The sequence below is a fragment of the Burkholderia sp. S-53 genome (assembly GCF_025560745.1).
In the GTDB taxonomy this organism is placed as follows: domain Bacteria; phylum Pseudomonadota; class Gammaproteobacteria; order Burkholderiales; family Burkholderiaceae; genus Burkholderia; species Burkholderia pyrrocinia.
Map to the genome: position 1 here is coordinate 2,346,990 of NZ_CP090483.1, position 24,542 is coordinate 2,371,531.

Genomic DNA, 24,542 nt, shown 5'->3' on the forward strand with positions numbered 1-24,542 from the left:
GCATGACGACACCTTTTGCAACTGTTCGCGACCTGCTGCGCTATGCGGTCACGCGCTTCTCGAAGGCGCAGCTCGCGTTCGGCCACGGCTCCGACAATGCGTACGACGAAGCGGCCTACCTCGTGCTGCGCACGCTCGACCTGCCGCTCGATACGCTCGAGCCGTTCCTCGACGCGCGGCTGCTGCCCGACGAAATCGCGGCCGTGCTCGCGGTGATCGAACGGCGCGCGACCGACCGCGTGCCGGCCGCGTATCTCACGCACGAAGCATGGATGCATGGCCACCGCTTCTACGTCGACGAACGTGTGATCGTGCCGCGCTCGTTCATCGGCGAACTGCTCGACGACGGGCTGCAGCCGTATGTGGCCGATCCCGAGCAGGTCGGCGCGGTGCTCGAACTGTGCACGGGCTCCGGCTGCCTCGCGATCCTCGCGGCGAGCGCGTTCCCGAACGCCGAGATCGATGCGGTCGACCTGTCCGACAAGGCACTCGAAGTCGCGGAGATCAACGTACGCGACTACGGCCTCGAAGACCGCGTCGCACTGCACCGCGGCGACCTCTACGCGCCGCTGCCCGCGTTCCGTACCGACCCCGGCTCGCGTTACGACGTGATCCTGACGAACCCGCCGTACGTGAACGCGTCGTCGATGGCCGCGCTGCCGCCCGAATACCGGCACGAGCCGGAAATGGCGCTCGCGGGCGGCGACGACGGGATGGACATCGTGCGACGCATCGTCGCCGAAGCACACCGCTGGCTGCACGACGACGGCGTGCTCGTCGTCGAGATCGGCAACGAGCGCGAGCACGTCGAAGCTGCGTTCGGCGGCCTCGAACTCACGTGGCTGCCCACCAGCGCGGGCGACGACACCGTGTTCCTGATCCAGGCGTCGGACCTGCCGCGCAAGGCCTGAGCCTCCGGGCGCCCCTTCCGTGCGGCAACGCGCACCGCTGCGCCGCACGGTTGGGTAAGATGCGCGTAAGCGGCCGCCGCGCCGCACGACCCCAGGAGTCCGTTACGCGCCCATGACCCTCGACTGGCTACATCTCGGCACCCTGATCCTGACCATCCACGTGCTCGGGATCGTCGCGGCGTGCCACGCGGTCATGAACACGCGCACGTCGCAAGGCGCGATCGCGTGGGCCGTCTCGCTCGCCGCGATGCCGTACCTGACGCTCGTTCCGTACCTGTTCCTCGGCCGCAGCAAGTTCTCCGGCTACGTCGATGCACGGCGCCACGAGCTGGAACTGTTGCGCACGCACACACCGCGCTCGCCGTGGCTCGGTACCGACGCGGCAGACGCGACCGACGGGCCGGCCGCCGACGCGCTCGGCCAGGCCGCCGTGCTCGCGCTCACGCGGCTCGGCGGCATGCCGTTCCTCGGCGGCAATTCGGTGCGCACGCTCGTGAACGGCGACGCGACGTTCTCGGCAATCCTGTCGGCGATCGACGCCGCGCGCGACTACGTGGTCGTCCAGTTCTTCATCGTGCGCGACGATGCGCTCGGCCAGATGCTGCGCGACGCGCTGCTGGCGCGCGCGGCGGCCGGCGTGCGCTGTTGCCTGCTGTACGACAGCATCGGCAGCTTCGACCTGCCGCACAGCTACGTCGACTCGCTGCGCCGGGGCGGCGTCGAGGTCCATCCGTTCGCGACCAATCGCAAGTTCGTGAACCGCTTCCAGCTCAACTTCCGCAATCATCGCAAGATCGTCGTCGTCGACGGCAATCGCGCGTTCGTCGGCGGCCACAACGTCGGCGTCGAATATCTCGGCGCGAAGCCGCGCCTGTCGCCGTGGCGCGACACGCACATCGAGATTCGCGGCCCGGTGGTCGCGAGCATCCAGTACGTGTTCGCAGAAGACTGGCACTGGGCGACGCAGAAGCTGCCGCCGCTCGCGCTGCCGCCGCCCGCACAGCCCGGCGACGCCATGCATTGCCTCGCGGTGCCGATGGGGCCGGCCGACAAGCAGGAAACCGGCTCGCTGTTCTTCGTCGAGGCGATCAATGCCGCGCGCGAGCGGGTCTGGATCACCACGCCGTATCTCGTGCCCGACGAAGCCGTGATCTCCGCGCTGAAGCTCGCGGTGATGCGCGGCGTCGACGTGCGCATCCTGATCCCGAGCCGGCGCGATCACTACGTGGTGTTCGAGGCGTCGAAGCTGTACGCGCGCGACCTGGTCGATGCAGGCGTCAAGGTGTTCCGCTACCGGCCCGGCTTCCTGCACCAGAAAGTCGTTCTGATCGACCGCATCGCGGCGGCGATCGGCAGCGCGAATCTCGACAACCGCTCGTTCCGCCTCAACTTCGAGATCATGGTGCTGACCGTCGACCGCGCATTCGCCGACGAGGTCGAGACGATGCTCGATGCCGACTTCGCGCAGGCGTACGAGGTCGATGCGAACGAATACCGCCGGTCGCCCGCATGGCGGCGAATCGCGATGCACGTCGCGCGGCTGTTCGCGCCGATCCTGTAACCGCAGGGGGCCTGCAGCGCCCGCGCGATCCGCACCGGCGCTGCAAACACCGCCGGCCGCCGTCACAGCAGCTTGTCGATATCCGCGGCGATTTCGTCGGGCTTGGTCGACGGTGCGTAGCGCTTGACGATGCGCCCGTCGCGGTCGACCAGGAATTTCGTGAAATTCCACTTGATCGCCTTGAGGCCGAGAATGCCGGGCGCCTCGTCGGTCAGGTAGCGGTACAGCGGATGCGCATGATCGCCCTTCACGTCGATCTTCCCGAACATCGGGAACGAGACGCCGTAATTGCGCTCGCAGAACGCGCCGATCTGCGCGGCGTCGCCGGGCTCCTGCTTGCCGAACTGGTTGCACGGGAAGCCGAGCACGAAGAAGCCGCGCGCCGCGTACTGGTCGTACAGCTTCTGCAGGCCCGCGTATTGCGGCGTGAAACCGCACTCGCTCGCCGTGTTGACGATCAGCAGCACCTTGCCGCGATACGCATCGAGCGATACCGGCGCACCGGCGAGCGTCTCTGCGTTGAACGAATACAGGGTGGACATCGGGCACTCCTTTTACGAAACCGGTTCGACGTGGAGTCTAGGCCAAAATGCACCGTTGCGGCATCCGCCGAGCGGCCGATGCCCGGCACGAGCGGCGCGCAGTCTAGAATAGCGGTTTTCGCCAGTCATTTCCGCCGTGATCCGTTTCAATCAGTTCAGCCTAGCGCGCGGCACGAAGCCGCTGTTCGAGTCGACCTCGTTCGTACTCAATCCCGGCGAGAAAGCCGGCCTGATCGGCGCGAATGGCGCCGGCAAGTCGACGCTGTTCGCGGTCCTGCGCGGCGAGCTGCACTCGGACGCCGGCGATTTCGCGATGCCGCCGTCGTGGCGGATCGCCCATGTGTCGCAGGAAACGCCCGCGGTCGACCGCTCGGCGCTCGATTACACGCTCGACGGCGACGCCGCGCTGCGCGAGATCGAGGCGCGCATCGCCGCCGCGTCCGCCGCGCATGACGGCGCCGCCGAAGCCGACGCGCACGCGGCCTTCGCCGACGCCGACGGCTACACCGCGCCCGCCCGCGCCGAAGCGCTGCTGCTCGGCCTCGGCTTCACGCTCGCGCAGACGCGCGAACCCGTCGCCAGCTTCTCCGGCGGCTGGCGCATGCGCCTGAACCTCGCGCAGGCGCTGATGTGCCGCTCCGACCTGCTGCTGCTCGACGAACCGACCAACCACCTCGACCTCGACGCGATCGTCTGGCTCGAAGACTGGCTGCACCGCTACCCCGGCACGCTCGTCGTGATCTCGCACGACCGCGAATTCCTCGATTCGATCTGCAACGTCACGCTGCACCTGGAAAACCGTCAGGTAAAGCGTTACGGCGGCAACTACTCGCAATTCGAAGTGCTGCGCGCGCAGCAACTGGCGCTGCAGCAAAACGCATACGAAAAGCAGCAGAAGACGATCGAGCACCTGCAGAGCTTCGTCGACCGCTTCAAGGCCAAGGCCACCAAGGCCAAACAGGCGCAAAGCCGGATGAAGGCGCTCGAGAAGATGGAGTTGATCGCGCCCGCGCACATCGCGTCGCCGTTCACGTTCGAATTCCGCACGCCCGACGCGGCGCCGAACCCGATGATGGTGATGGAAGACGTCCGCTGCGGCTACCATGCCGACGACGGCGCGGACATCCCGATCGTCGAACGTGTGGCGCTGTCGATCCAGAACGGGCAGCGCATCGGGCTGCTCGGCGCGAACGGCCAGGGCAAGTCGACGCTGATCAAGACGCTGGCCGGCACGCTCGCGCCGCTGTCGGGCGACGTCCGCGAGGGCAAGGGGCTGACGATCGGCTATTTCGCGCAGCACCAGCTCGAAACGCTGCGCGAGGACGATTCGCCGCTCGCGCATCTTGCGCGGCTCGCACCCGACACGCGCGAGCAGGAACTGCGCGACTTCCTCGGCGGTTTCAATTTCTCGGGCGATATGGCGACCAGCGCCGTCGGCCCGTTCTCGGGCGGCGAGAAAGCGCGCCTCGCGCTCGCGCTGATCATCTGGCAGAAGCCGAACCTGCTGCTGCTCGACGAACCGACGAACCACCTCGATCTCGAAACGCGTCACGCGCTGACGATGGCGCTCGCGCAGTTCGAAGGCACGCTGATCCTCGTCTCGCACGACCGCCACCTGCTGCGCGCGACGACCGACCAGTTCATGCTGGTCGCGAAGCACCGGCTGCAGCCGTTCGACGGCGATCTCGACGACTACCGCGACTGGCTGCTGCAGCACGCGGCCGAGCAGCGCGCGGCTGCAAAGGCCGACAGCGCGGCTTCGTCGGGCGCGGGTGCCGCGGCGAACCGCAAGGACCAGAAACGTCTGGCCGCCGAGGAGCGGCAGCGCCTGTCGGTGTTGAAAAAACCGCTGCAGACGCGCATCACGAAGCTCGAAAAGGAAATGGAGACACTGCACGCGGAGAAGGCGCGCCTCGACGCGTTCGTCGCCGATCCGGCAAGCTACGAGCCCGCGCGCAAGACGGAGCTGACCGACGCGATCCGCAAGCTCGGGGACGTCAACACGCGTCTCGAAACGGTCGAGGCCGACTGGCTCGTCGCGCACGAAGAACTCGAACAGATCGGCTGAACGCGGCCGCCGTACCGCCGGCCAGTGCCGCCAGCCCGGCGTGCCGGCGAGCGGGTTCTTCGACAAACCATCCGGCCCGCACAGGGCCCGGATGCAACAAGGCCGGGCGCACTGGCCCGGCCTGTTCATTGCCGTCGTTCGCCGACCGCTAGCCGCCTGGCGGCTCAGCGCCGCGGCAACGTGTCGCGCGGCAGCTGTTCGTCGTCACCCATCAGATACCGGCGCCCTTCGGTCGGCCGCCGGATCGCCGCGGCGACCTCCGCTTCGGTCACGTCCTCGGACACGACCTTGCGTGCCAGGCGCCCTTCGTCGTCGATCCATTCGACGATCCGGCATCCGCCGCCCCAGGGCTGGCGAATCGGCTCCGACACGCGGCAGCCACGCAGGTTGTAAAGGCGTCCGCCCGGCGCTTCCCCATACGATTTCAACATAGGTTCCCTTCGCATTGCGCGGTTCGACAATCCGGCAAAGGATAGGGAAAAGCAATGTCCGGCGGGTTACAGAAGCCTACATATTCTTTACAGCGAATTACGCGACAGATCGTCGACAGGCACAGCCCGCGCGGCTGCCGGGCCGATCACTCGAGATCGCGCACGCGGTCGATCGCCTGCTCGATCCGCTCGACGGCCATCACGTTCAGCCCTTCGATCGGCTGTTTCGGCGCGTTCGCCTTCGGGATCAGCGCGGCCGTGAAGCCGAGCTTCGCCGCCTCGCGCAGCCGCTCCTGCCCGCGCGGGGACGGCCGGATCTCGCCCGCCAGCCCCACTTCGCCGAACACGAACAACCCCTTCGGCAGCGCCTTGTTGCGCATCGACGAATGGATCGCGAGCAGCACCGCGAGGTCGGCGGCCGGCTCGGTGATCTTCACGCCGCCGACTGCATTGAGGAACACGTCCTGGTCGAAGCACGCGATCCCCGCGTGCCGGTGCAGCACCGCGAGCAGCATCGCGAGCCGGTTCTGCTCGAGGCCGACCGCGAGCCGGCGCGGGTTCGGCACGTGCGCGGTATCGACCAGCGCCTGGATTTCGACGAGCAGCGGGCGCGTGCCTTCCTGCGTGACGAGCACGCACGAGCCGGGCACGACCTGCTCGTGCTGCGACAGGAACAGCGCGGACGGATTCGCGACGCCGCGCAGCCCGCGCTCGGTCATCGCGAACACGCCGAGTTCGTTGACCGCGCCGAAGCGGTTCTTGAACGCGCGCACGAGCCGGAACGACGAATGCGTGTCGCCCTCGAAATACAGCACCGTGTCGACGATGTGCTCGAGCACGCGCGGGCCGGCCAGGTTGCCCTCCTTCGTCACGTGCCCGACCATGATGATCGCGGTGCCCGACTGTTTCGCGATGCGCGTGAGCTGCGCCGCGCATTCGCGCACCTGCGCGACCGAGCCCGGCGCCGACGTGAGCGCCTCCGAATAGACGGTCTGGATCGAGTCGATCACGGCCACGTCCGGCCGTTCCGCGTCGATCGCGGCCTGGATCTTTTCGAGCTGGATCTCGGCGAGCAGTTGCAGCTCGGCCGCCGGCGTACCGCCGTCGAGCAGCGCCAGCCGTTGCGCGCGCAACGCGATCTGCGCGGCCGATTCCTCGCCGCTGATATAAAGCGCGCGCCGTTCGCTCGCGATGTCCGCGAGCGACTGCAACAGCAGCGTCGACTTGCCGATGCCCGGGTCGCCGCCGATCAGCACGACGCCGCCGGGCACCAGCCCGCCGCCGAGCACGCGGTCGAATTCGCCGATGCCCGTCGAGAAGCGCGGCACATCGGCCGCTTCGATGTCGACGAGCCGCTGCACGGGCGCCCGCTTCGCGAGCGACTGGAAACGGTGGGCCGACGGCGTCTCGGGGACCGATTCGACGAGCGTGTTCCAGGCTTGGCACGACGGACACTGCCCCTGCCACTTCGGGGACTGCCCGCCGCACTCGCTGCAGACATAGATGGTTTTCTGTTTGGCCACGCGTGACGCCCTTATTCCGCGCGCACCGGCACGCGGCCGGCGACCGCGCACATCAGCTCGTAGCCGATCGTGCCGCAATGACGGGCGACGTCGTCGATCGGCAGTGCATTGCCCCACAGCTCGACGCGCGCACCGACGCCGGCCTGCGGGCACGGGGTCAGGTCGACGGTAATCATGTCCATCGACACGCGGCCGACGATCCGCGTGCGGATGCCGTCGACGATCACGGGCGTGCCTTCGGGTGCGACACGCGGATAGCCGTCCGCGTAGCCGCACGCGACGACGCCGATCCGCATCTGCGCCTGCGCGGAGTAAGTCGAGCCGTAGCCGATGGCCTGGCCCTTCGCGATCGTTTGTACCGCGATCAGCTCGGACGCGAGCGTCATCGCCGGCTTCAGCCCGGTGTCGGCGATATCGGACGACAGCCCGGACGGCGACGCGCCATACAGCACGATCCCCGGCCGCACCCAGTCGAAGTGCGTACCCGGGTGCCACAGGACGGCAGCCGAGTTCGCGAGACTGCGCGCACCGGCAATGTTTTCCGCGCCGCGCTCGAACGTCGCGAGCTGCTCGGCGACGCCGCGCTCGTTGTCGGCGTCCGAAAAATGGGTCATCAACGTGATCTGGCCGATGCCGGGGCACGCGCGGGCGCGCTCCCAGGCCGCGCGGTATTTTTCCGGCACGTAGCCGAGCCGGTTCATCCCGCTGTTCATCTTGAGCTGCACGTTGACGGGCTTCGACAGCCGCGCCGTTTCCAGCATCCGCATCTGCTCGTCGTTGTGGACGGTCGTCGTGAGGCTGTAGCGGTCGATCACGTCGATGTCGGTCGACCGGAAGAAACCTTCGAGCAGCAGGATCGGGCCGGCCCAGCCGAGCTCGCGCAGCTTCACGGCCTCGTCGAGGTCGAGCAGGCCGAAGCCGTCGGTGCCGCGCAGGCCGGGAAACGCACGGGCGAGACCGTGGCCGTACGCGTTGGCCTTGACGACCGCCCAGACCTTGGACGGGCCGGCAAAGCGGCGGACGACGGAGAGATTGTTCGCGAGAGCGGCGGTGTGGATGGTGGCGGAGATCGGGCGCGGCATGGGAAATTTACGTAAAGACGCTTGCGAATCATCAGCTTACCGCGCCTTTTGAGCACCGAAGCCGACAACTTGCGGAACGATCGGGGAATCTTGCTAGTCCGAATTGGCGTATTTTCATGTTATAAAGCCGTGCGCACAACCCATTTCGAACGGAATAAGCCGATCGCATATCAGGCGGCCTACGCGGCCCTGCCGCAGCGACGAAAGCATCGCATCAGATGAAAAAAGGTTTTTACACCATCATGGCCGCGCAGTTTTTCTCGTCGCTGGCCGACAATGCGCTTCTCATCGCCGCCATCGCCCTGCTGAAAGACCTCCACGCCCCCAACTGGATGACACCGCTGCTGAAGCTGTTCTTCGTGTTGTCCTATGTGGTGTTGGCGGCGTATGTCGGTGCTTTCGCGGATTCGCGCCCGAAGGGTCGCGTGATGTTCATCACCAACTCGATCAAGGTGGTCGGCTGCCTGATCATGCTGTTCGGCGCCCACCCGCTAATCGCGTACGGGATCGTCGGGTTCGGCGCGGCGGCCTACTCGCCCGCGAAATACGGAATTCTCACCGAGCTGCTGCCGGCCGACCGGCTGGTCGCCGCGAACGGCTGGATCGAAGGCACGACCGTCAGCTCGATCATCCTCGGCACCGTGCTCGGCGGCGCGCTGATCAGCCCGCACATCGCATCGCACGTGATCGCGCACACGCCCGACTGGATCGGCACGCCCGCCGAAGCGGCGATGGCGATCATCATGGCGATCTACGTGATCGCCGCGCTGTTCAACCTGCGCATTCCCGATACGGGCGCCCGCTATCCGAAGCAGGAACGCGGCCCGGTCAAGCTCCTCACGGATTTCGCCGACTGCTTCATGGTGCTGTGGCGCGACAAGCTCGGCCAGATCTCGCTGGCGGTCACGACGCTGTTCTGGGGCGCGGGTGCGACGCTGCAGTTCATCGTGCTGAAGTGGGCCGAGGTGTCGCTCGGCATGTCGCTGTCGGAAGGCGCGATCCTGCAGGCCGTGGTCGCGGTCGGCGTCGCGGCCGGCGCGATCGCCGCCGCCGCCCGGATCCCGCTGAAGAAGTCGCTGACCGTGCTGCCGGTCGGCATCATCATGGGCATCGCGGTGATGCTGATGGCGTTCTATACGCGAGACCTGTTCCCGTCGAACTGGGCCGTGCACTTCGGCCACCTGCGCATGCCCGTCTACCTGATCGTCGCGTACATCTTCCTGATCTGCGTCGGCGCACTGTCGGGCTACTTCGTCGTGCCGATGAACGCGCTGCTGCAGCATCGCGGCCACGTGCTGCTGTCGGCCGGCCATTCGATCGCGGTGCAGAACTTCAACGAGAACCTGTCGGTGCTCGTGATGCTGTGCCTGTATGCGGTGCTCGTGTGGCTCGACGTGCCGGTCGGCGTCGTGATCGTGCTGTTCGGCACGTTCGTCTGCCTGACGATGTGGCTCGTGATGCGGCGCCACCAGGCGAACCAGCGTCAGTTCGACTCGGTCGCGCTGATCGGCGAATCGCGGCACTGACGCTACACTTCCCGTTACCGTCCGCCAGCGCCGGTCTTCGAGCCGGCGCGCTGCCATCATGACGCACCCGATACCCAACATCCTGACGATCGCCGGCTCCGATTCGGGCGGCGGCGCAGGTATCCAGGCCGACCTGAAGACGTTTTCGGCACTCGGCGCGTATGGCGCGAGCGTGATCACCGCGCTGACCGCGCAGAACACGCGCGGCGTGACCGGCGTGCATGCGCCGGACGCCGCGTTCGTGACCGCGCAGCTCGACGCGGTGTTCGACGACATCCGCATCGACGCGGTCAAGATCGGGATGCTCGCGAACGCGGCGATCGTGCACGCGGTGGCCGATGCACTGCGCCGTCATGCGCCGCGCTTCGTCGTGCTCGACACGGTGATGATCTCGAAGAGTTCGCACGCGCTGCTCGCGCCCGACGCGGTCGACGCGCTGCGCGATGCGCTGCTGCCGCTGGCGACCGTCGTCACGCCGAACCTGCCCGAAGCGGCCGCGCTGCTCGGCGACGCACCCGCGACCACGGAAGACGACATGGTCCGGCAAGGCCGGGCGTTGCTGCAGACGGGCGCGCGCGCCGTGCTGATGAAAGGCGGCCACCTGCCCGACGCGTCCGCGAGCCCCGACTGGCTCGTCGATGCCGCGCGCACCGTGCGGCTCGACGGCCCGCGCGTGCCGGTCAGCAACACGCACGGCACCGGCTGCACGCTGTCGTCGGCGATCGCCGCGCTGCTGCCGCAGCAGCCCGACCTCGAAAGCGCGGTGCGCGAAGCGAAGGCCTACCTGACCGGCGCGATCGCCGCGAGCGGCCGCCTCGACGTCGGCCACGGCGTCGGCCCTGTCCATCACTTCCATCGCTGGTGGTAAGCGCCGCGTGACGCGGCGTCAGTTGTCCTGCGCCGCGAACGCCTGCGCGCGCGCCGGCCAGTCGTCCGGCACGACGAAGCCGCGCGCCGTCTCGCGCCACGTGCCATCGCCGCCCTTCTCATGGATGCCGATCAGGTCGGGAGCCTGACGCGCGGCCAGCACGGGCGGCAGTTCGAGTGCGGCCGTGAGCGGTTCGGGTTCGAAGCCCGAGCCGCCGGCAACGCGCCGCGGCGCGAGCCACGCAAGCCGCGGCAGCACGCTCCACGCAACGCCGGCACGCTGCGCGGCCGCCCACGCCGGCCACTGCGCATGCGTCAGCCAGAAACCGCGCGGGTGATCCGGCGAGATTTCGGCGGATACCGACGGCAACGGCAGGCCGTGCGGATAGAACAGCCAGCCCCTGATGAACATCTGTGCGTCGGACGGCGCACCGTAACCGAGCAGCGCAAACCCGGCGCGATCGCCGAGCCGAAGCTGGTGGTCGAGCAGCCGGCGGCGCTTGCGGTCGAACCGGTCGACGAGATTGGGCCCGACGAAGTCGGCGAGCGACGCGCCGGCGCGCACCGGCGCGCACAGATAGCACTTCACCGCGAGTTCCCAGTGCAGGCGCTGCCCGCCCGGCGCATCGACGAGAAAATCGACTTCGCCGAGCGTCAGGCCGTTGCTGCGCAACGGGAGATTGGCCGCGACGAGCCGCAGCGACGGTCCGTGCGTGAGGAAATACTCGAGCAGGCATTCGGCGTAGCGGCCGAGCCTTGTGGGCCGCAACCCGGCGAGCGCGCGGTGCAGCGGCTCGGGCTCCGCATCGAGCGCGGCGAGCCATGCCTCGACGGCCGACTGTCCGGCCGCATCCGGCCACGGTTGCGCGAGCGGCGCACCGGGTGCCGCGGTCAGCAGGCTCGGGCTCGCGAGCAGCCAGCCGAGATCGCGAACCGCGGCGTCACGCAGCGTATCGACGAATGCGAACGCCGCGCCGGCCGTCATTGCCCGGCCGGCCCGTTCGCGTCGCTACCCTCTGCGCGCCGGAACGTGTCGCGCGCGAGGCACAGGTCGGCCCACGCCTTCGACTTGTCCTGCAGGCTGCGCAGCAGGTACGCCGGGTGGTAGGTGACGATCACCGGCACGCCTTCGTACGCATGCACGCGGCCGCGCAGCGACGCGATGCTGGCGTCGGTCTTCAGCAACGTCTGCGCGGCGAAGCGCCCGAGCGCGACGATCAGCTTCGGCTTCACGAGCGCGACCTGGCGCTGCAGATAAGGCTCGCAGCTTGCGACCTCGTCCGGTTCCGGGTTTCGATTGCCGGGCGGCCGGCACTTGATCACGTTCGCGATGTACACGTTGTCGCCGCGCTTGAGCGCCAGCGACTGCAGCATGTTGTCGAGCAGCTTGCCGGCCTGGCCGACGAACGGCTCGCCCTGCTTGTCCTCGTTCTCGCCCGGCGCTTCGCCGATCAGCATCCAGTCCGCTTCACGATCGCCGACACCGAACACGGTGTTGGTCCGCTTCTCGCAGAGCCGGCAGTGCGTGCAGTCGCGCACGCGCGCGGCCAGCGCATCCCAGTCGAGCATCGCAACCGGCGTTTCGGCGGGACGCGGTGCGGCGGCCGGCACGGGTTCGCCCGGCGGCGCCGCGTCGAACCACGCGAAATCGTCTTCTCCGGCAGGCGGTGCGTCGTCCATCGGCGGCATCGCATCGGCGGAAGCCGCCGGCGCGAGCGCGCGATCGCCATCGACGACACGGCGCACCGGTGCGCCCGAAGCCGGTATGCGCGACGCCAGTACGCCCGCAGCCGGTACGCCCGCAGCCGGTACGCCCGACTCGCGAGCCGGCGAGGCCTCGGCGGCTCGCGCGACGGCCGGCGGCGCCTCGTTTTGCACCGGTGCACGCACCGCGCGCACCGGCCGATCGGCCGCGACGGCGGAAGCGTCATCCGCCGCAGCGGTTTGCGCGACAGCGGGCGCGTCGGCTGCCGCCCCTTCGTCCGCGCGCTGCCCGCGCCGCACCCAGATCTGCGCGAGGCCCATTTCCTCGAGCGATGCTTCAGCCCACGCCATGCGTGCCCCCGTCGTCCTTGTTCAGCGTCAGACGCATCACGATCGCGTCCTCCCGGCTGCGATGCTTCGCCGGATAGTAGTTCTTGCGCCGGCCGATCGTCACGAAGCCGAAACGCTCGTACAGATGGATCGCACGCGGATTGGACGGCCGCACCTCGAGCAGCACGCCGTCGAGCCGCTCCGCGCGCGATATGCGCACGGCTTCGCGCAGCAGTGCGAGGCCCGCGCCCGCGCGCTGCGCATCCGGCGCGACGCACAGGTTCAGCAGATGCATCTCGTCGACCACCGGCATCAGCACGCAATAGCCGACCAGCGAACCGGTCACGTGCCGCAGGCACACGCCCAGATAGCCGTTGCGCAACGAATCCTCGAAGTTGCCGCGGCTCCACGGAAATTCGTACGCGTCCTGCTCGATCGCGACGACCTCGTCGAGATCGGCATCCGTCATCGGCGCCAGATAGCGGTCGCTCAGCAATACACCCGTCATCCCTTCGCCCCGCCCGTCTGCGCGGCCCGCGCCGCGACCCGCTCGGCAGTCGTCTGCGCGACCTTGTCGCGCACGTATTCGGGCGCGGCCTGATCGGCCGGCACCGTGCGCCCGGCGCGGAATGCGCGCAGCGCGGCATGCGCGACCGCCAGCGCATGCGGCAACGCTTCACCGTCGATCACGGCCGCGCGCGCTGCGGCCGGCAACTGCGTGCCGAACGCGGCAGCCGCATTGCCCGCGAGCGTGAACGGCGCGTCGGGCACGCCGACGGCACCCGGCGCATCGAGCGACGCCGGATGCACCGTGCGCCAATCACCGACGCTGTCGTCCCACGCGAAGTCCGCCCAGTAAGCTTCGTCCATCCGCGCGTCCAGCGCGGCAAGCACGCGGGTCGTGCCGGGCGAGCGCAGCCGCGCGTGCTCCGCGCACGCGAGCAGCGTGCCGATCGGCACGACCGGCAGCCCGCGCCCGAATGCGAGGCCCTGGGTAATGCCGGTCGCGGTGCGCAGGCCCGTGAACGAACCGGGGCCCGCGCCGAACGCGATCGCGTCGCAGTCGGCGAGCGTCAGTCCGGATTCGGCGAAAAGCGCCTGGATCGCCGGCAGCACGCGCGTGCTCGACACGGCGCCCGTCAGTTCGTGACGGACCCAGGTTTGCGGGGTGGAAACGGCGTCATCGGCATGGGCCGAGCGCAGCAGCGCGACCGAGCAGTATTCGGTCGACGTATCGATGGCGAGGAGCACTGTTTGCGTCATGGCCGACATTGTAATGCGGCGCCCCGCTCCCACGGGCGATCGAGCCCGATCTGTGCGCGCGTTCGGCGCCGGCGGCGGTTTGGAAGGATCGCTCGACCCCGCGCGGCGGTCCGCTTGTTAAGATCGGCCGACCTGAAACCCTTACGGAGACACCCGATGAGCGAACTCACCGCCCAATTCGACCAGGCCCAGGTCGACGTCAAGCAACTGACGGAACGGCCGGGCAACCTGACCCTGCTGCGCCTGTACGCGCTCTTCAAGCAGGCGACCGACGGCGATGCCCACGGCGACAAGCCCGGCTTCACCGACATCGTCGGCAAATACAAGTACGACGCATGGGATGCCCTGAAGGGCACGTCGCAGGATGCGGCGAAGCAGCAGTACATCCAGCTCGTCGAATCGCTGAAAAACGGCACGGCTTCCTGACCGAACCGCTTCTTTCGCAATAGGCAATCAAATCAGTGGCGCAGCGCAGCAAATCTCTTTATAATGCGGCCTGCGTCACCTCCGCGCTCGGCTCGCAAGCCGTTCCGGCCCGACGCCTCGTAGCGTTTTGCTCCAATCCGGTTTAGAACCTGTCCCCTCCTGCTTCGACCCTCGCGGTCGTCACTTATCAGGCTGGCGGCCCCGCTCCTGAAGCGCGCCGCACCCAAAACAGCTTCTAATGCCTCATCCGCCGACCGTTCGGCGGATTGCACCCGTTTCCCGATTTGCTCGCTGAATCCGACGACTTGGGTATGCGCGATTGGCGCCGACGTTTCACCCACTGTGTTTCAAGGATTGTTATGACTTCGAGCATCAACTCCAGCCCGCTCAACGCGATCGCCGACCAGGCGCTCGGTCTCGACGACGCCGCCGCACCGGCCGCGGTCGAACCGGCGTCGGACGAGCCGAGCTTCGCGTCGCTCGGGTTGTCGCCGGAGATCGTCTCCGCGCTGGAGGCCGCCGGCTATGTGAAGCCGACGCCGGTCCAGCAGCGCGCGATTCCGGCCGGCATCGCCGGCCGCGACCTGCTGGTGTCGAGCCCGACCGGTTCGGGCAAGACGGCCGCATTCATGCTGCCCGCGATCGAACGTTTCGCGCAGCTCCAGAAGACGCTGGCGCAGCAACCGCGCGCGCCGCGCGAACCGAACCAGGGTGACCGCCGCGTGCGCCGCCCGCAACCCGTCGCGCGCCCGGGCCTGCTCGTGCTGACGCCGACCCGTGAACTCGCGATGCAGGTCACCACGGCCGCATCGACCTACGGCAAGCACCTGAAGCGCCTGCGCACGGTCAGCATCCTCGGCGGCGTCGCCTACGGCCAGCAGCTGATGCTGCTCGCGAAGAACCCCGAAATCCTGGTCGCCACGCCGGGCCGCCTGCTCGATCACCTCGAGCGCGGCCGTATCGACCTGTCGGAACTGAAGATGCTTGTGCTCGACGAAGCCGACCGCATGCTCGACATGGGCTTCATCGACGACATCGAAACGATCGTCGCCGCGACGCCCGCGTCGCGCCAGACGATGCTGTTCTCGGCCACGCTCGACGGCAAGATCGGTTCGCTGACGAGCCGCCTTCTGAAGGATCCCGAGCGCATCGAGATCCAGCAGCGCCTCGAGTCGCGCGCGAACATCGCGCAGACCGTGCACTACGTCGACGACCGCGACCACAAGGATCGCCTGCTCGATCACCTGCTGCGCGACGACGCGCTCGACCAGGCGATCATCTTCACCGCGACCAAGATCGACGCCGACCAGCTCGCCGGCCGTCTTGCCGACGCAGGCTTCGAATCGGCCGCGCTGCACGGCGACCTGCCGCAGGGCGCGCGTAACCGCACGATCCGTGCGCTGCGCGAGCGCCGCGTGCGCGTGCTGGTCGCGACCGACGTCGCGGCACGCGGCATCGACATCCCGGGCATCACGCACGTGTTCAACTACGACCTGCCGAAGTTCGCGGAAGACTACGTGCACCGTATCGGCCGTACGGGCCGTGCAGGCCGCTCGGGCACCGCGGTGAGCCTCGTGCACCACGCCGAACAGGGTGCGCTCAAGCGCATCGAGCGCTTCGTGCGCGCGCCGCTGCCGGTCAACGTGATCGAAGGTTTCGAGCCGCGCAAGGCTCCCCCGCGCAACGGCGGCACCGGCGGCCGCGGCCGTCCGGGCGGCGGTAACGGCGGCGGTCGACGTTTCGGCGGCAAGCCGGGCGGCGGTCATGGCGGCAACGGCCGCAGCTACGGCGGCGGCAATGGCGGCGGCTGGAGCGGCAAGCCGGGCGGCAGCCGTGACGGCGGCCCGCGTCGCGACGGTCAGCGCAGCAGCGGCCCGCGCCGCGGCAATTCCGCATCGTAAGCACGCACGGGCGGCCGCTGGCCGCCCCACGGATGGCGCCCCCGCCAATCCAGCCAACCGGCGCACCTGCGCCGGTTTTTTTTCGTCCCGACCCACATTTCACGATGCGGAAAATTTTTTTGCGTCGTAAAAAATCATGCTGCGTGGCACAACCCAGACGATTGCGGGATGGAAAAAAGCATTTCTTATCCCGAAATGACATCCTCAAGCCATTGATTCAAAACACCTAAAAATTTGCGCGCTTCGCGAGACAGCCTCTGTTTCGCGCCGGTCGATTTGCCTAGACTCTTATACAAGACTTCGCGAACCGGGACGCACGGCTCCCGGCTTCGAGAACGGCATCACCACCGTCGGATTCGACCCATCAGGCAACACACCGGATCAAGGAGCGCATCATGTCGCGTCAGCAACAGGCACAGGAACTGCAACAGCAATGGGAAACCGATCCGCGCTGGAAGGGCATCAAGCGCGGCTACTCGGCCGACGACGTGGTCCGCCTGCGCGGCTCGATCCCGATCGAGCACACGCTGGCCAAGCGCGGCGCGGAAAAGCTGTGGAGCCTCATCAACAACGAGCCGTTCGTCAACGCACTCGGCGCGCTGACCGGCAACCAGGCGATGCAGCAGGTCAAGGCCGGCCTGAAGGCCATCTACCTGTCCGGCTGGCAAGTGGCCGGCGATGCGAACGTCGCGGGCGAAATGTACCCGGACCAGTCGCTGTACCCGGCGAACTCGGTGCCGCTCGTCGTGAAACGCATCAACAACACGCTGACGCGCGCCGACCAGATCCAGTGGTCGGAAGGCAAGAACCCGGGCGACGAAGGTTATGTCGATTTCTTCGCGCCGATCGTCGCGGACGCGGAAGCCGGTTTCGGCGGCGTGCTGAACGCGTTCGAACTGATGAAGGCGATGATCGAGGCCGGCGCATCGGGCGTTCACTTCGAAGACCAGCTCGCGTCGGTGAAGAAGTGCGGCCACATGGGCGGCAAGGTGCTCGTGCCGACGCGCGAAGCCGTTGCGAAGCTGTCGGCTGCGCGTCTCGCGGCTGACGTGATGGGCACGCCGACCGTGCTGGTCGCACGGACCGACGCGGAAGCGGCCGACCTGATCACGTCCGACGTCGACGACAACGACAAGCCGTTCCTGACCGGCGAGCGCACGGTGGAAGGCTTCTTCCGCACGAAGCCGGGCCTCGGGCAGGCGATCTCGCGCGGTCTCGCGTACGCGCCGTATGCCGACCTGATCTGGTGCGAAACCGGCAAGCCGGATCTCGAGTACGCGAAGAAGTTCGCGGAAGCGATCCACCAGCAGTTCCCGGGCAAGCTGCTGTCGTACAACTGCTCGCCGTCGTTCAACTGGAAGAAGAACCTCGACGACGCGACGATCGCGAAGTTCCAGAAGGAACTCGGCGCGATGGGCTACAAGTTCCAGTTCATCACGCTGGCCGGCTTCCATGCGCTGAACTACTCGATGTTCAACCTCGCGCACGGCTATGCCCGCACGCAGATGAGCGCGTTCGTCGAACTGCAGCAGGCCGAATTCGCGGCAGCCGACAAGGGCTTCACGGCCGTCAAGCACCAGCGCGAAGTCGGCACCGGCTACTTCGACGCGGTGACGCAGACGGTCGAGCGCGAAGCATCGACGACCGCGCTGCACGGTTCGACCGAAGACGAGCAGTTCTTCGACGGCAAGAAGGTCGCGTAACGCGCGCAAGCGTCACGCCGATGCCGCCCCGTCTCGCGACGGTGCGGCATCGGTTACCGAACAACAATCAGGGAGGAGACGGCAGGCGCGCGATGCAGATCGCGCGACCGGCCGCGCGGCCCGCGGGCCGCCAGCAACGACGCGCGCCGGCTTTCGTCCGGCGCGCCCTTTTTCTGCGATGCCGATCCTGCCGCCGCCTGCGCGGCCGCAACCGGCACCGCCCTACCGATAGACGATCACCGGAATTTTCGTATGGGTCAGCACGCGCTGCGTCTCGCTGCCGATCAGCAGGCTGCCGAGCCCGCGACGTCCGTGGGACGCCATGAAGATCACGTCGCAACCGCCGCGTTCGGCCGCCTCGATGATGCCGAGATACGGCGACGGATGCACGCTGGTCCAGGTGTCGCAGACGACGCCGGCCGCCGTCGCGGCCGATTCGACCTCGTCGAGATGCGCGCGCGCCTCGCGCTCGCTGCGCGCGCGGAAATCGGCGGGCGGCTCGATGATCACTTCGGAAAACGGCGAGTACGGATACTGTGGCAGACACGCGTAGGCCGTCACGCGCGCGCCGACCGCGCGAGCCAGGTCGATCGCGCCGTCGATCGCCTTCTGCGACAGTTCGGAACCGTCGGTTGGAACGAGGATGTGCCGGAACATCGCGCCCTCCTTCGTCAATCGCACTCCGCGCGCCGCGATCCCGTCCGGGCCGACCGCGATGCGTCGCGCGTGCCTGTTACGATTGTAGTGTGCGAAACCGCGCAACCGGCACCGGCAGCGGGTTCGCCCTCATATCGGAAACGCGCGGACACTCACGGCCTACTCGCCCCAATAACCGGGCCGCTCGTACGTGTGCTTCAGGTAATCGAGAAACAGGCGCACGCGCAGCGGCAGATGCCGGCGCTGCGGAAATACCGCGTGGATGCCGATCGGCGGCGCGGCGAACGCATCGAGCACGCTGACGAGCCGGCCGGCCGCGATGTCTTCGCCGACTTCCCACCACGAGCGCCAAGCCAGACCGTGGCCGGCGAGACACCATTCGTGCAGCACCGCGCCGTCCGAGCACTCCATCGTGCCGTTCACGCGGATCGACACGACCTTGTCGTCCTCCTGGAACGCCCAGCCGCGTTGCTGGTTCGCGTTCGCCGCGAGCGCGAGGCAGTTGTGCCGCGCCAGCTCCGCGAGCGTGAGCGGCATGCCGCGCCGCGCGAGATACGCGGGAGACGCGACGCACACCCGGCGATTCTCGCCGAGCTTCAGCGACACCAGCGACGAATCGGGCAGCTCACCGAGCCGCACCGCGCAATCGAACCCCTCGTTGACGAGGTCGACCATCCGGTCGGACAGGTCGAGCGTGACCGACACGTCCGGATGCCCGACGCTGAATTCGGGCACGAGCGGCGCGACGTGCCGCCGGCCGAAACCGGCCGGCGCGGAAATGCGCAGGTGGCCGCTCGCCTTGACGCCGCCGGCGGACACGCTCGCCTCCGCGTTCTGCATGTCGTTGATGATCCGCTGGCAATCCTCGAGGAACGCCGACCCCTCGAACGTCAGCGTGAGCTTGCGCGTCGTGCGCACCAGCAGCTTGACGCCGAGCCGCTCCTCGAGCGCGTCGAGGCGGCGGCCGATGATCGCCGGCGCGACGCCTTCCGCGTGCGCGGCCGCCGACAGGCTGCCCTTGGCCGCGACCGCGGCGAACGTTTCGATCTGTTTGAACCGGTCCATGAGTCGCAGGGACGGCACCGCCGCCCGTCAGATAGCTTGAGCCGCCCAAGATTAGGTATATGAAAGTAAAAGATCAAGTGATGATTAGCATCTTTTTTAGTACCTACGATCACGAATAGAATCGAATCGACCTCTGAAACTGGAGCGCAAGGCTATGTCGGCCACAACGACACTCTCCTCTCCCGACGCAATCCTCTTCGACGCATTCGGCACGTTGTTTGACGTGCATGCGGTCGTGGCCGCGGCAGAGCAGATGTTTCCCGGTCACGGGGACCGCTTGTCGCAGCTGTGGCGACGCAAGCAAATCGAATACTCGCAGCTGCGCACGCTCGCCGATCCGGCCGGCGCCCGCTATCGCCCGTTCCGGGACATCACGCTCGACGCGCTGCGGTTCGCCGCGCGCGCGCTCGGCCTCGCGCTGAACAGCGCGGCCGAGAAGCGGCTGATGGACGAATACGCGTGCCTGTCCACCTATCCCGATACGGTGCCCGCGCTGCGCAAGCTGCGCGCGCTCGAGCCTCGCCCGCCGCTCGCGATCCTGTCGAACGGCAACCCGCAGATGCTCGACATCGCGATCAAGAGCGCCGGCATGTCCGGGCTGTTCGATCGCGTGCTGTCGGCCGACACCGTGCGCGCGTACAAGCCGAGTCCGGCCGTCTACGCACTCGGCACCGCCGCGTTCGGGCCGAACCCGCGCGGCATCGTGTTCGTGTCGTCGAACGGCTGGGACGTCGCCGGCGCCGCGTGGTTCGGCTACACGACGTTCTGGCTCAACCGCACCGGTGCGCCCGCCGAGGAACTCGGCGCGCCGCCCGACGGCACGGGCACCGGCATGGCCGACCTGCTCGCCTTCCTCGCCACCCCGGCTCCGTCCGGCAGACACGCAAACCGCACGCGCCCCGGCCCGGGTGCATGACGTTCGCAGCGCTGCCGCCTTCCCCCTTCACCGAAACCGCAACTGACCGACCAAGGAGATGAGACTCATGAGCACCCCGATCACGCTGCCGCAAGGCATGACGATCACCGGCGAAATCAAGCCGGGTTACGAAGCGATCCTGACGCCCGAAGCGCTCGCACTCGTCGCAGCGCTGCACCGCACGTTCGAACCGCGCCGCCAGGCGCTGCTGCAGGCGCGCGTCGAGCGCACGCAACGCCTCGACGCCGGCGAGCGCCCGGACTTCCTGGCCGATACCAAGGCGATCCGCGAAGGCGACTGGAAGGTCGCGCCGCTGCCGGCCGACCTGCAATGCCGCCGCGTCGAGATCACGGGCCCCGTCGAGCGCAAGATGATCATCAACGCGCTGAACTCGGGCGCCGATTCGTACATGACGGACTTCGAGGATTCGAACGCGCCGAACTGGACGAACCAGATCGACGGCCAGATCAACCTGAAGGACGCGGTGCGCCGCACGATCTCGCTCGAGCAGAACGGCAAGTCGTACCAGCTGAACGACAAGGTCGCGACGCTGATCGTGCGTCCGCGCGGCTGGCACCTCGACGAGAAGCACGTGACGGTCGACGGCCAGCGCGTGTCCGGCGGCATCTTCGATTTCGCGCTGTTCCTGTTCCACAACGCGAAGGAACTGATCGCGCGCGGCTCGGGCCCGTACTTCTACCTGCCGAAGATGGAAAGCCATCTCGAAGCGCGCCTGTGGAACGACATCTTCGTCGCCGCGCAGGAAGCGGTCGGCGTGCCGCGCGGCACGATCCGCGCGACGGTGCTGATCGAGACGATCCTCGCCGCGTTCGAGATGGACGAGATCCTGTACGAACTGCGCGAGCACAGCTCGGGCCTGAACGCCGGCCGCTGGGACTACATCTTCTCGGCGATCAAGAAGTTCAAGAACGACCGCGAGTTCTGCCTCGCCGACCGTTCGAAGATCACGATGACGGTGCCGTTCATGCGCGCGTACGCGCTGCTGCTGCTGAAGACCTGCCACAAGCGCAACGCGCCGGCGATCGGCGGGATGAGCGCGCTGATCCCGATCAAGAACGATCCGGAAGCGAACGACAAGGCCATGGGCGGCGTGCGCTCGGACAAGCAGCGCGACGCGACCGACGGCTACGACGGCGGCTGGGTCGCGCACCCGGGCCTCGTGCCGATCGCGATGGAAGAGTTCGTCAAGGTGCTCGGCGACCGGCCGAACCAGATCGCGAAGCAGCGCGACGACGTGCAGGTCGAAGGCAAGAACCTGCTCGACTTCCAGCCTGAAGCACCGATCACCGAAGCCGGCCTGCGCAACAACATCAACGTCGGCATCCACTACCTCGGTGCGTGGCTCGACGGCAACGGCTGCGTGCCGATCCACAACCTGATGGAAGACGCGGCCACCGCCGAGATTTCCCGTTCGCAGGTGTGGCAGTGGATCCGCTCGCCGAAGGGCGTGCTCGACGATGGCCGCAAGGTCACGGCCGAACTCGTGCGCGAATTCGCGAAGGTCGAGCTCGACAACGTGAAGCGGTCGGTCGGCGGCAACACGCAGCCGTACGAGCGCGCCGCGGCGATCTTCGAGAAGATGTCGACGTCGGAAGGTTTCACCGAATTCCTGACGCTGCCGCTGTACGAGGAAATCTGACGAAGCTGCCCGCTGCGATCGGCGGCCGGCCACGCGCCGTCGCCGTTCGCACGCGGCCGCCGCATGAAAAAAGCGCCCCGCGGGGCGCTTTTCTTTTGCGGCAAGACCCGCTGCCGCGCGGACGCTCAGGCAGCTGCCCGCTCGCGCCGGTGCTGGACCCAGTCGCCCGACGCGATGCGCGGATGCCCGTCTGCCACATGCGCGGCGACCGGATAATACAGGCATGCGTACTGGCGACCGCCGAGCTCGACGGTCACCTCTTCCGGCTTGAACAGCGTGTCGACGCCCGGATAGACGCGCTCGATCTCGTCGAGCACGGGAACGAGCTGCTCGTCGACCTCGTAGACGTCGCCCCAGACCAGCGACTTGCCGGCCGGCCCGACGATCATCCCCGGATACGTGCCGAAATCGTACAGTTCGCCCGGCAGCGCGACCGCGCCAAGCAGCGTCGGCGCGGCGATTCCGTGCCGTGCGGCCGCATGACTGATGTCGTTGGTCTCTCCGGCTCTCAGGGTGCCGTAGACGAATACGTAGCGCATCGTGGTTCTCCTCTTCGATTCGTGTGTTGCCTTGCCGTGCCAGGTCAGCATGACCGCGCTGACGAGCACACCGCCAGTGCGTGCGCACCTCGTACGCGATGCGTGCGAAACGCGCACGTATCGATAGACCACGCGATCGGCCCGATGGTTCTGACCGGCAATCGCACGGCACCAGGCAGTCACGCCGAATTCGCCCGGCCCCATACAAAGTTCATTTGACCACGGCATGATCGCGAGATAAACCGCCGCATGCGCTTGCGCGGCACCTTCTAAAATAACGGCATCGCCGCCGCGCCGCCCGAACCGTCCATGAATCCGCCCGTCCAAGCCGACGTATCGAACCCATACGACGTCATCGACATCCCGCCCGAATTCGCGCCGACCGCCGTCCATCCGATGCGCGTGCGTGCGCGGCAGGTCGACGCCGGCCGCCGCATCCCGCTGCACACGCATGCATGGGCGCAGCTCGCGTACGCGTCGCGCGGCGTGCTGCGCGTCGCGACGACCGGCACGACGTGGATGGTGCCGCCGTCCCGCGCGATCTGGGTGCCGCCGCGCGTGACGCACGAGGTCGTGATCGTCGAGGAAGCGTATTTGCGCACGCTGTATATCGACGAGTCGATCGTGCCGGACGGGCTCGACGCATGCCGCGTGGTCGAAGTGACGGGATTGCTGCGCGAACTGATCGTCGCCCTCGATGCCCGCGATCTCAGCACCGCGCGCGAGCGCCTGCTGTGCGGGCTCGTGCTCGACGAGCTGAGCCATGCGGAGCCGTTGCCGCTTGCGGTGCCGATGCCCGACGAGAAACGCCTACGCATGCTGTGCGAATCGGTACTCGCGCAACCCGCGCATGCGGAATCGCTCGAACATTGGGCGAGCGAGGTCGGCGCGAGTACACGCACGATTTCGCGGCTGTTCAAGCAGGAACTGGGCGTGAGCTTTTCGCAGTGGCGCCAGCAGGCGCTGCTGGCGCGGGCGATCCCGCTGCTGAACCAGGGGCGCCCGCTGTCGCATATCGCGCGCGAACTCGGCTACCAGAGCCAGAGCGCGTTCTCGGCGATGTTCCGCCGCGCATTCGGCGAAAGCCCGCGCGCGTTCATGCTGCGCGGCTACGAGCACCGCGGCGCGGAAGGTCGCACTGCGGACGACGAATCGCCAGACGACGACGCGATCGACACCGTCCGCTGACCGCTGCGCTCCGGATCGTCAGACCTTCAGACCGGCCGCACCATGTGGCGGATCGAGCCGAGTTGCGCGAGCCGCGGGCCGGCTACCTGGTAGCCCATGCGCCGATAGAGACGCGCGGCGGGATTGTCGACGAACACACGCAACTGCAGTTCGTGCAGCCCGCGCGCTCGCGCCCAGCGGTGCGACATGTCGAGCATGTAGGTACCGGCGCCCTGCCCGCGATGGCCGGCCGCGATCTGGACGTCGCGGATATGCAGCGAATCGCCTTCCTCGGTCACGCGCAGCACGCCGATGCGCTCGCCGTCGGCTTCGAGGATGAAGTTTTCGGATTCGCGCCAGCTCGCATAGAACAGGTCGCTGCGCCACACGAGCCCATGGCGCTTGTAGTAGCCGCCCATGTTGCCGTGCGTCAGCGCTTCGGCAAACGGGAAATCGCCGGGCTCCGCGGGCCGGAGCTGATACAGGAGTCGCAGGTCGGTCGGATCGAGCATCGCGCAGGGATCAAGAACGCATCCCGCCACGATAGCGCAGTCGCGTGCGGATGCAATCGCGAATTTCTCGTAGCGGTGTGGCGCCCGATACCCGGATCGATGTGTGCGACGGGCGCAGCCGGAAACGCGAATGAAAAAGCCCGCACGAGGCGGGCTTCTTCATTTTTGGCGGAGCGGACGGGACTCGC

The 24,542-nt window shown here is 67.7% G+C and carries 23 protein-coding genes; 11 read left to right on the plus strand and 12 right to left on the minus strand.

All coding sequences use genetic code 11. From position 1 onward, the window contains the following. The first annotated feature begins 2 nt into the window (after positions 1 to 2). Both prmB and cls read left to right on the plus strand, forming a co-directional pair. Complete coding sequence (gene prmB, locus LXM88_RS15820; protein ID WP_174382554.1) at positions 3 to 911, plus strand: 50S ribosomal protein L3 N(5)-glutamine methyltransferase; 909 nt, start codon at positions 3 to 5, stop codon at positions 909 to 911. Between the two features lie 112 nt (positions 912 to 1,023). Continuing rightward, positions 1,024 to 2,472, plus strand: coding sequence for a cardiolipin synthase (gene cls, locus LXM88_RS15825; RefSeq protein ID WP_262533732.1), 1,449 nt, complete (start codon positions 1,024 to 1,026; stop codon positions 2,470 to 2,472). Positions 2,473 to 2,534: 62 nt separating this feature from the next. Here the strand turns inward: cls and LXM88_RS15830 are convergent, their stop codons facing one another. Next, positions 2,535 to 3,014 (minus strand): glutathione peroxidase, encoded by a 480-nt coding sequence (locus tag LXM88_RS15830; RefSeq protein WP_262533734.1) that lies wholly within the window; start codon positions 3,012 to 3,014, stop codon positions 2,535 to 2,537. Between the two features lie 136 nt (positions 3,015 to 3,150). Between LXM88_RS15830 and LXM88_RS15835 the strand changes: the two genes are divergently transcribed. After that, the gene (locus LXM88_RS15835) at positions 3,151 to 5,082 is read left to right on the plus strand and encodes an ATP-binding cassette domain-containing protein (protein ID WP_262533737.1); all 1,932 of its coding nucleotides are present in this window, start codon (positions 3,151 to 3,153) and stop codon (positions 5,080 to 5,082) included. Between the two features lie 164 nt (positions 5,083 to 5,246). On the opposite strand, the gene LXM88_RS15840 is transcribed toward LXM88_RS15835, so the two are convergent. The 3 genes from LXM88_RS15840 to alr form a co-directional block, all read right to left on the minus strand. Further along, positions 5,247 to 5,513, minus strand: coding sequence for a DUF2866 domain-containing protein (locus tag LXM88_RS15840; protein WP_262533740.1), 267 nt, complete (start codon positions 5,511 to 5,513; stop codon positions 5,247 to 5,249). A 146-nt stretch (positions 5,514 to 5,659) separates the two neighbouring features. Beyond that, entirely contained in the window at positions 5,660 to 7,036 is a 1,377-nt protein-coding gene (gene radA / locus LXM88_RS15845; RefSeq protein WP_262533742.1) for a DNA repair protein RadA, read from the minus strand. Between the two features lie 11 nt (positions 7,037 to 7,047). Continuing rightward, complete coding sequence (alr, locus tag LXM88_RS15850; RefSeq protein WP_262533744.1) at positions 7,048 to 8,118, minus strand: alanine racemase; 1,071 nt, start codon at positions 8,116 to 8,118, stop codon at positions 7,048 to 7,050. Between the two features lie 218 nt (positions 8,119 to 8,336). Between alr and lplT the strand changes: the two genes are divergently transcribed. Beyond that, a complete protein-coding gene (gene lplT, locus LXM88_RS15855) occupies positions 8,337 to 9,644 on the plus strand; it encodes a lysophospholipid transporter LplT (RefSeq protein ID WP_096471222.1) in 1,308 nt (435 codons plus the stop codon). A 58-nt stretch (positions 9,645 to 9,702) separates the two neighbouring features. Beyond that, on the plus strand, positions 9,703 to 10,512 hold the full coding sequence (gene thiD / locus LXM88_RS15860) for a bifunctional hydroxymethylpyrimidine kinase/phosphomethylpyrimidine kinase (RefSeq protein WP_262533748.1): 810 nt from the start codon (positions 9,703 to 9,705) through the stop codon (positions 10,510 to 10,512). Between the two features lie 18 nt (positions 10,513 to 10,530). Here the strand turns inward: thiD and LXM88_RS15865 are convergent, their stop codons facing one another. Genes LXM88_RS15865 through tsaB form a run of 4 tightly spaced genes read right to left on the minus strand, consistent with a single transcriptional unit; the run spans position 10,531 to position 13,817 of the window. Continuing rightward, complete coding sequence (locus LXM88_RS15865) at positions 10,531 to 11,496, minus strand: DUF1853 family protein (protein WP_262533751.1); 966 nt, start codon at positions 11,494 to 11,496, stop codon at positions 10,531 to 10,533. After that, the gene (locus LXM88_RS15870; RefSeq protein ID WP_262533753.1) at positions 11,493 to 12,566 is read right to left on the minus strand and encodes a uracil-DNA glycosylase; all 1,074 of its coding nucleotides are present in this window, start codon (positions 12,564 to 12,566) and stop codon (positions 11,493 to 11,495) included. The genes LXM88_RS15865 and LXM88_RS15870 overlap by 4 nt, the downstream gene beginning before the upstream one ends. Continuing rightward, complete coding sequence (gene rimI, locus LXM88_RS15875) at positions 12,553 to 13,053, minus strand: ribosomal protein S18-alanine N-acetyltransferase (RefSeq protein WP_262533755.1); 501 nt, start codon at positions 13,051 to 13,053, stop codon at positions 12,553 to 12,555. Before rimI ends, LXM88_RS15870 begins: the two co-directional genes overlap by 14 nt. Next, positions 13,050 to 13,817: a tRNA (adenosine(37)-N6)-threonylcarbamoyltransferase complex dimerization subunit type 1 TsaB gene (tsaB, locus tag LXM88_RS15880; RefSeq protein WP_262533757.1), complete on the minus strand. Its 768-nt coding sequence runs from the start codon at positions 13,815 to 13,817 to the stop codon at positions 13,050 to 13,052. Before tsaB ends, rimI begins: the two co-directional genes overlap by 4 nt. Positions 13,818 to 13,964: 147 nt before the next feature. Between tsaB and LXM88_RS15885 the strand changes: the two genes are divergently transcribed. From LXM88_RS15885 to aceA, 3 genes are all read left to right on the plus strand, one after another. Next, entirely contained in the window at positions 13,965 to 14,234 is a 270-nt protein-coding gene (locus tag LXM88_RS15885; RefSeq protein ID WP_262533759.1) for an acyl-CoA-binding protein, read from the plus strand. A 359-nt stretch (positions 14,235 to 14,593) separates the two neighbouring features. Continuing rightward, the gene (locus LXM88_RS15890) at positions 14,594 to 16,135 is read left to right on the plus strand and encodes a DEAD/DEAH box helicase (protein ID WP_262533762.1); all 1,542 of its coding nucleotides are present in this window, start codon (positions 14,594 to 14,596) and stop codon (positions 16,133 to 16,135) included. 395 nt (positions 16,136 to 16,530) lie between these two features. Continuing rightward, on the plus strand, positions 16,531 to 17,838 hold the full coding sequence (gene aceA / locus LXM88_RS15895; RefSeq protein WP_262533765.1) for an isocitrate lyase: 1,308 nt from the start codon (positions 16,531 to 16,533) through the stop codon (positions 17,836 to 17,838). A gap of 222 nt (positions 17,839 to 18,060) precedes the next feature. Here the strand turns inward: aceA and LXM88_RS15900 are convergent, their stop codons facing one another. After that, positions 18,061 to 18,495 (minus strand): universal stress protein, encoded by a 435-nt coding sequence (locus LXM88_RS15900; protein WP_047901012.1) that lies wholly within the window; start codon positions 18,493 to 18,495, stop codon positions 18,061 to 18,063. Positions 18,496 to 18,654: 159 nt separating this feature from the next. Continuing rightward, a complete protein-coding gene (locus tag LXM88_RS15905) occupies positions 18,655 to 19,560 on the minus strand; it encodes a LysR family transcriptional regulator (protein ID WP_047898436.1) in 906 nt (301 codons plus the stop codon). A gap of 154 nt (positions 19,561 to 19,714) precedes the next feature. Between LXM88_RS15905 and LXM88_RS15910 the strand changes: the two genes are divergently transcribed. Together LXM88_RS15910 and aceB are read left to right on the plus strand one after the other, a co-directional pair. Further along, entirely contained in the window at positions 19,715 to 20,476 is a 762-nt protein-coding gene (locus LXM88_RS15910; RefSeq protein WP_262533771.1) for a haloacid dehalogenase type II, read from the plus strand. Positions 20,477 to 20,543: 67 nt separating this feature from the next. Then, a complete protein-coding gene (gene aceB / locus LXM88_RS15915; protein WP_262533774.1) occupies positions 20,544 to 22,136 on the plus strand; it encodes a malate synthase A in 1,593 nt (530 codons plus the stop codon). Between the two features lie 125 nt (positions 22,137 to 22,261). Here aceB and LXM88_RS15920 read toward each other — a convergent pair whose 3' ends face one another. Next, complete coding sequence (locus tag LXM88_RS15920) at positions 22,262 to 22,675, minus strand: gamma-glutamylcyclotransferase family protein (protein WP_262533777.1); 414 nt, start codon at positions 22,673 to 22,675, stop codon at positions 22,262 to 22,264. Between the two features lie 309 nt (positions 22,676 to 22,984). Here LXM88_RS15920 and LXM88_RS15925 point away from each other — a divergent pair, with 309 nt between their 5' ends. Then, on the plus strand, positions 22,985 to 23,863 hold the full coding sequence (locus LXM88_RS15925; protein ID WP_262533779.1) for an AraC family transcriptional regulator: 879 nt from the start codon (positions 22,985 to 22,987) through the stop codon (positions 23,861 to 23,863). Positions 23,864 to 23,889: 26 nt separating this feature from the next. On the opposite strand, the gene LXM88_RS15930 is transcribed toward LXM88_RS15925, so the two are convergent. Next, positions 23,890 to 24,354 carry a GNAT family N-acetyltransferase gene (locus tag LXM88_RS15930; protein ID WP_262533781.1) on the minus strand — a complete coding sequence of 155 codons (465 nt, stop codon included), beginning with the start codon at positions 24,352 to 24,354 and terminating at the stop codon, positions 23,890 to 23,892. Positions 24,355 to 24,542: the final 188 nt, after the last annotated feature.

Bases quoted from the DNA above. Each gene is read 5' to 3' on its own strand.
- alr (WP_262533744.1), bottom strand. From the start codon at position 8,118: ATGCCGCGCCCGATCTCCGCCACCATCCACACCGCCGCTCTCGCGAAC.
- LXM88_RS15930 (WP_262533781.1), bottom strand. From the start codon at position 24,354: ATGCTCGATCCGACCGACCTGCGACTCCTGTATCAGCTCCGGCCCGCG.
- lplT (WP_096471222.1), top strand. From the start codon at position 8,337: ATGAAAAAAGGTTTTTACACCATCATGGCCGCGCAGTTTTTCTCGTCG.
- cls (WP_262533732.1), top strand. From the start codon at position 1,024: ATGACCCTCGACTGGCTACATCTCGGCACCCTGATCCTGACCATCCAC.
- LXM88_RS15890 (WP_262533762.1), top strand. From the start codon at position 14,594: ATGACTTCGAGCATCAACTCCAGCCCGCTCAACGCGATCGCCGACCAG.
- prmB (WP_174382554.1), top strand. From the start codon at position 3: ATGACGACACCTTTTGCAACTGTTCGCGACCTGCTGCGCTATGCGGTC.
- LXM88_RS15885 (WP_262533759.1), top strand. From the start codon at position 13,965: ATGAGCGAACTCACCGCCCAATTCGACCAGGCCCAGGTCGACGTCAAG.
- tsaB (WP_262533757.1), bottom strand. From the start codon at position 13,817: ATGTCGGCCATGACGCAAACAGTGCTCCTCGCCATCGATACGTCGACC.
- LXM88_RS15925 (WP_262533779.1), top strand. From the start codon at position 22,985: ATGAATCCGCCCGTCCAAGCCGACGTATCGAACCCATACGACGTCATC.
- LXM88_RS15910 (WP_262533771.1), top strand. From the start codon at position 19,715: ATGTCGGCCACAACGACACTCTCCTCTCCCGACGCAATCCTCTTCGAC.
- rimI (WP_262533755.1), bottom strand. From the start codon at position 13,053: ATGACGGGTGTATTGCTGAGCGACCGCTATCTGGCGCCGATGACGGAT.
- LXM88_RS15870 (WP_262533753.1), bottom strand. From the start codon at position 12,566: ATGGCGTGGGCTGAAGCATCGCTCGAGGAAATGGGCCTCGCGCAGATC.
- LXM88_RS15920 (WP_262533777.1), bottom strand. From the start codon at position 22,675: ATGCGCTACGTATTCGTCTACGGCACCCTGAGAGCCGGAGAGACCAAC.
- LXM88_RS15830 (WP_262533734.1), bottom strand. From the start codon at position 3,014: ATGTCCACCCTGTATTCGTTCAACGCAGAGACGCTCGCCGGTGCGCCG.
- LXM88_RS15905 (WP_047898436.1), bottom strand. From the start codon at position 19,560: ATGGACCGGTTCAAACAGATCGAAACGTTCGCCGCGGTCGCGGCCAAG.
- aceA (WP_262533765.1), top strand. From the start codon at position 16,531: ATGTCGCGTCAGCAACAGGCACAGGAACTGCAACAGCAATGGGAAACC.
- aceB (WP_262533774.1), top strand. From the start codon at position 20,544: ATGAGCACCCCGATCACGCTGCCGCAAGGCATGACGATCACCGGCGAA.
- LXM88_RS15900 (WP_047901012.1), bottom strand. From the start codon at position 18,495: ATGTTCCGGCACATCCTCGTTCCAACCGACGGTTCCGAACTGTCGCAG.
- thiD (WP_262533748.1), top strand. From the start codon at position 9,703: ATGACGCACCCGATACCCAACATCCTGACGATCGCCGGCTCCGATTCG.
- LXM88_RS15865 (WP_262533751.1), bottom strand. From the start codon at position 11,496: ATGACGGCCGGCGCGGCGTTCGCATTCGTCGATACGCTGCGTGACGCC.
- LXM88_RS15840 (WP_262533740.1), bottom strand. From the start codon at position 5,513: ATGTTGAAATCGTATGGGGAAGCGCCGGGCGGACGCCTTTACAACCTG.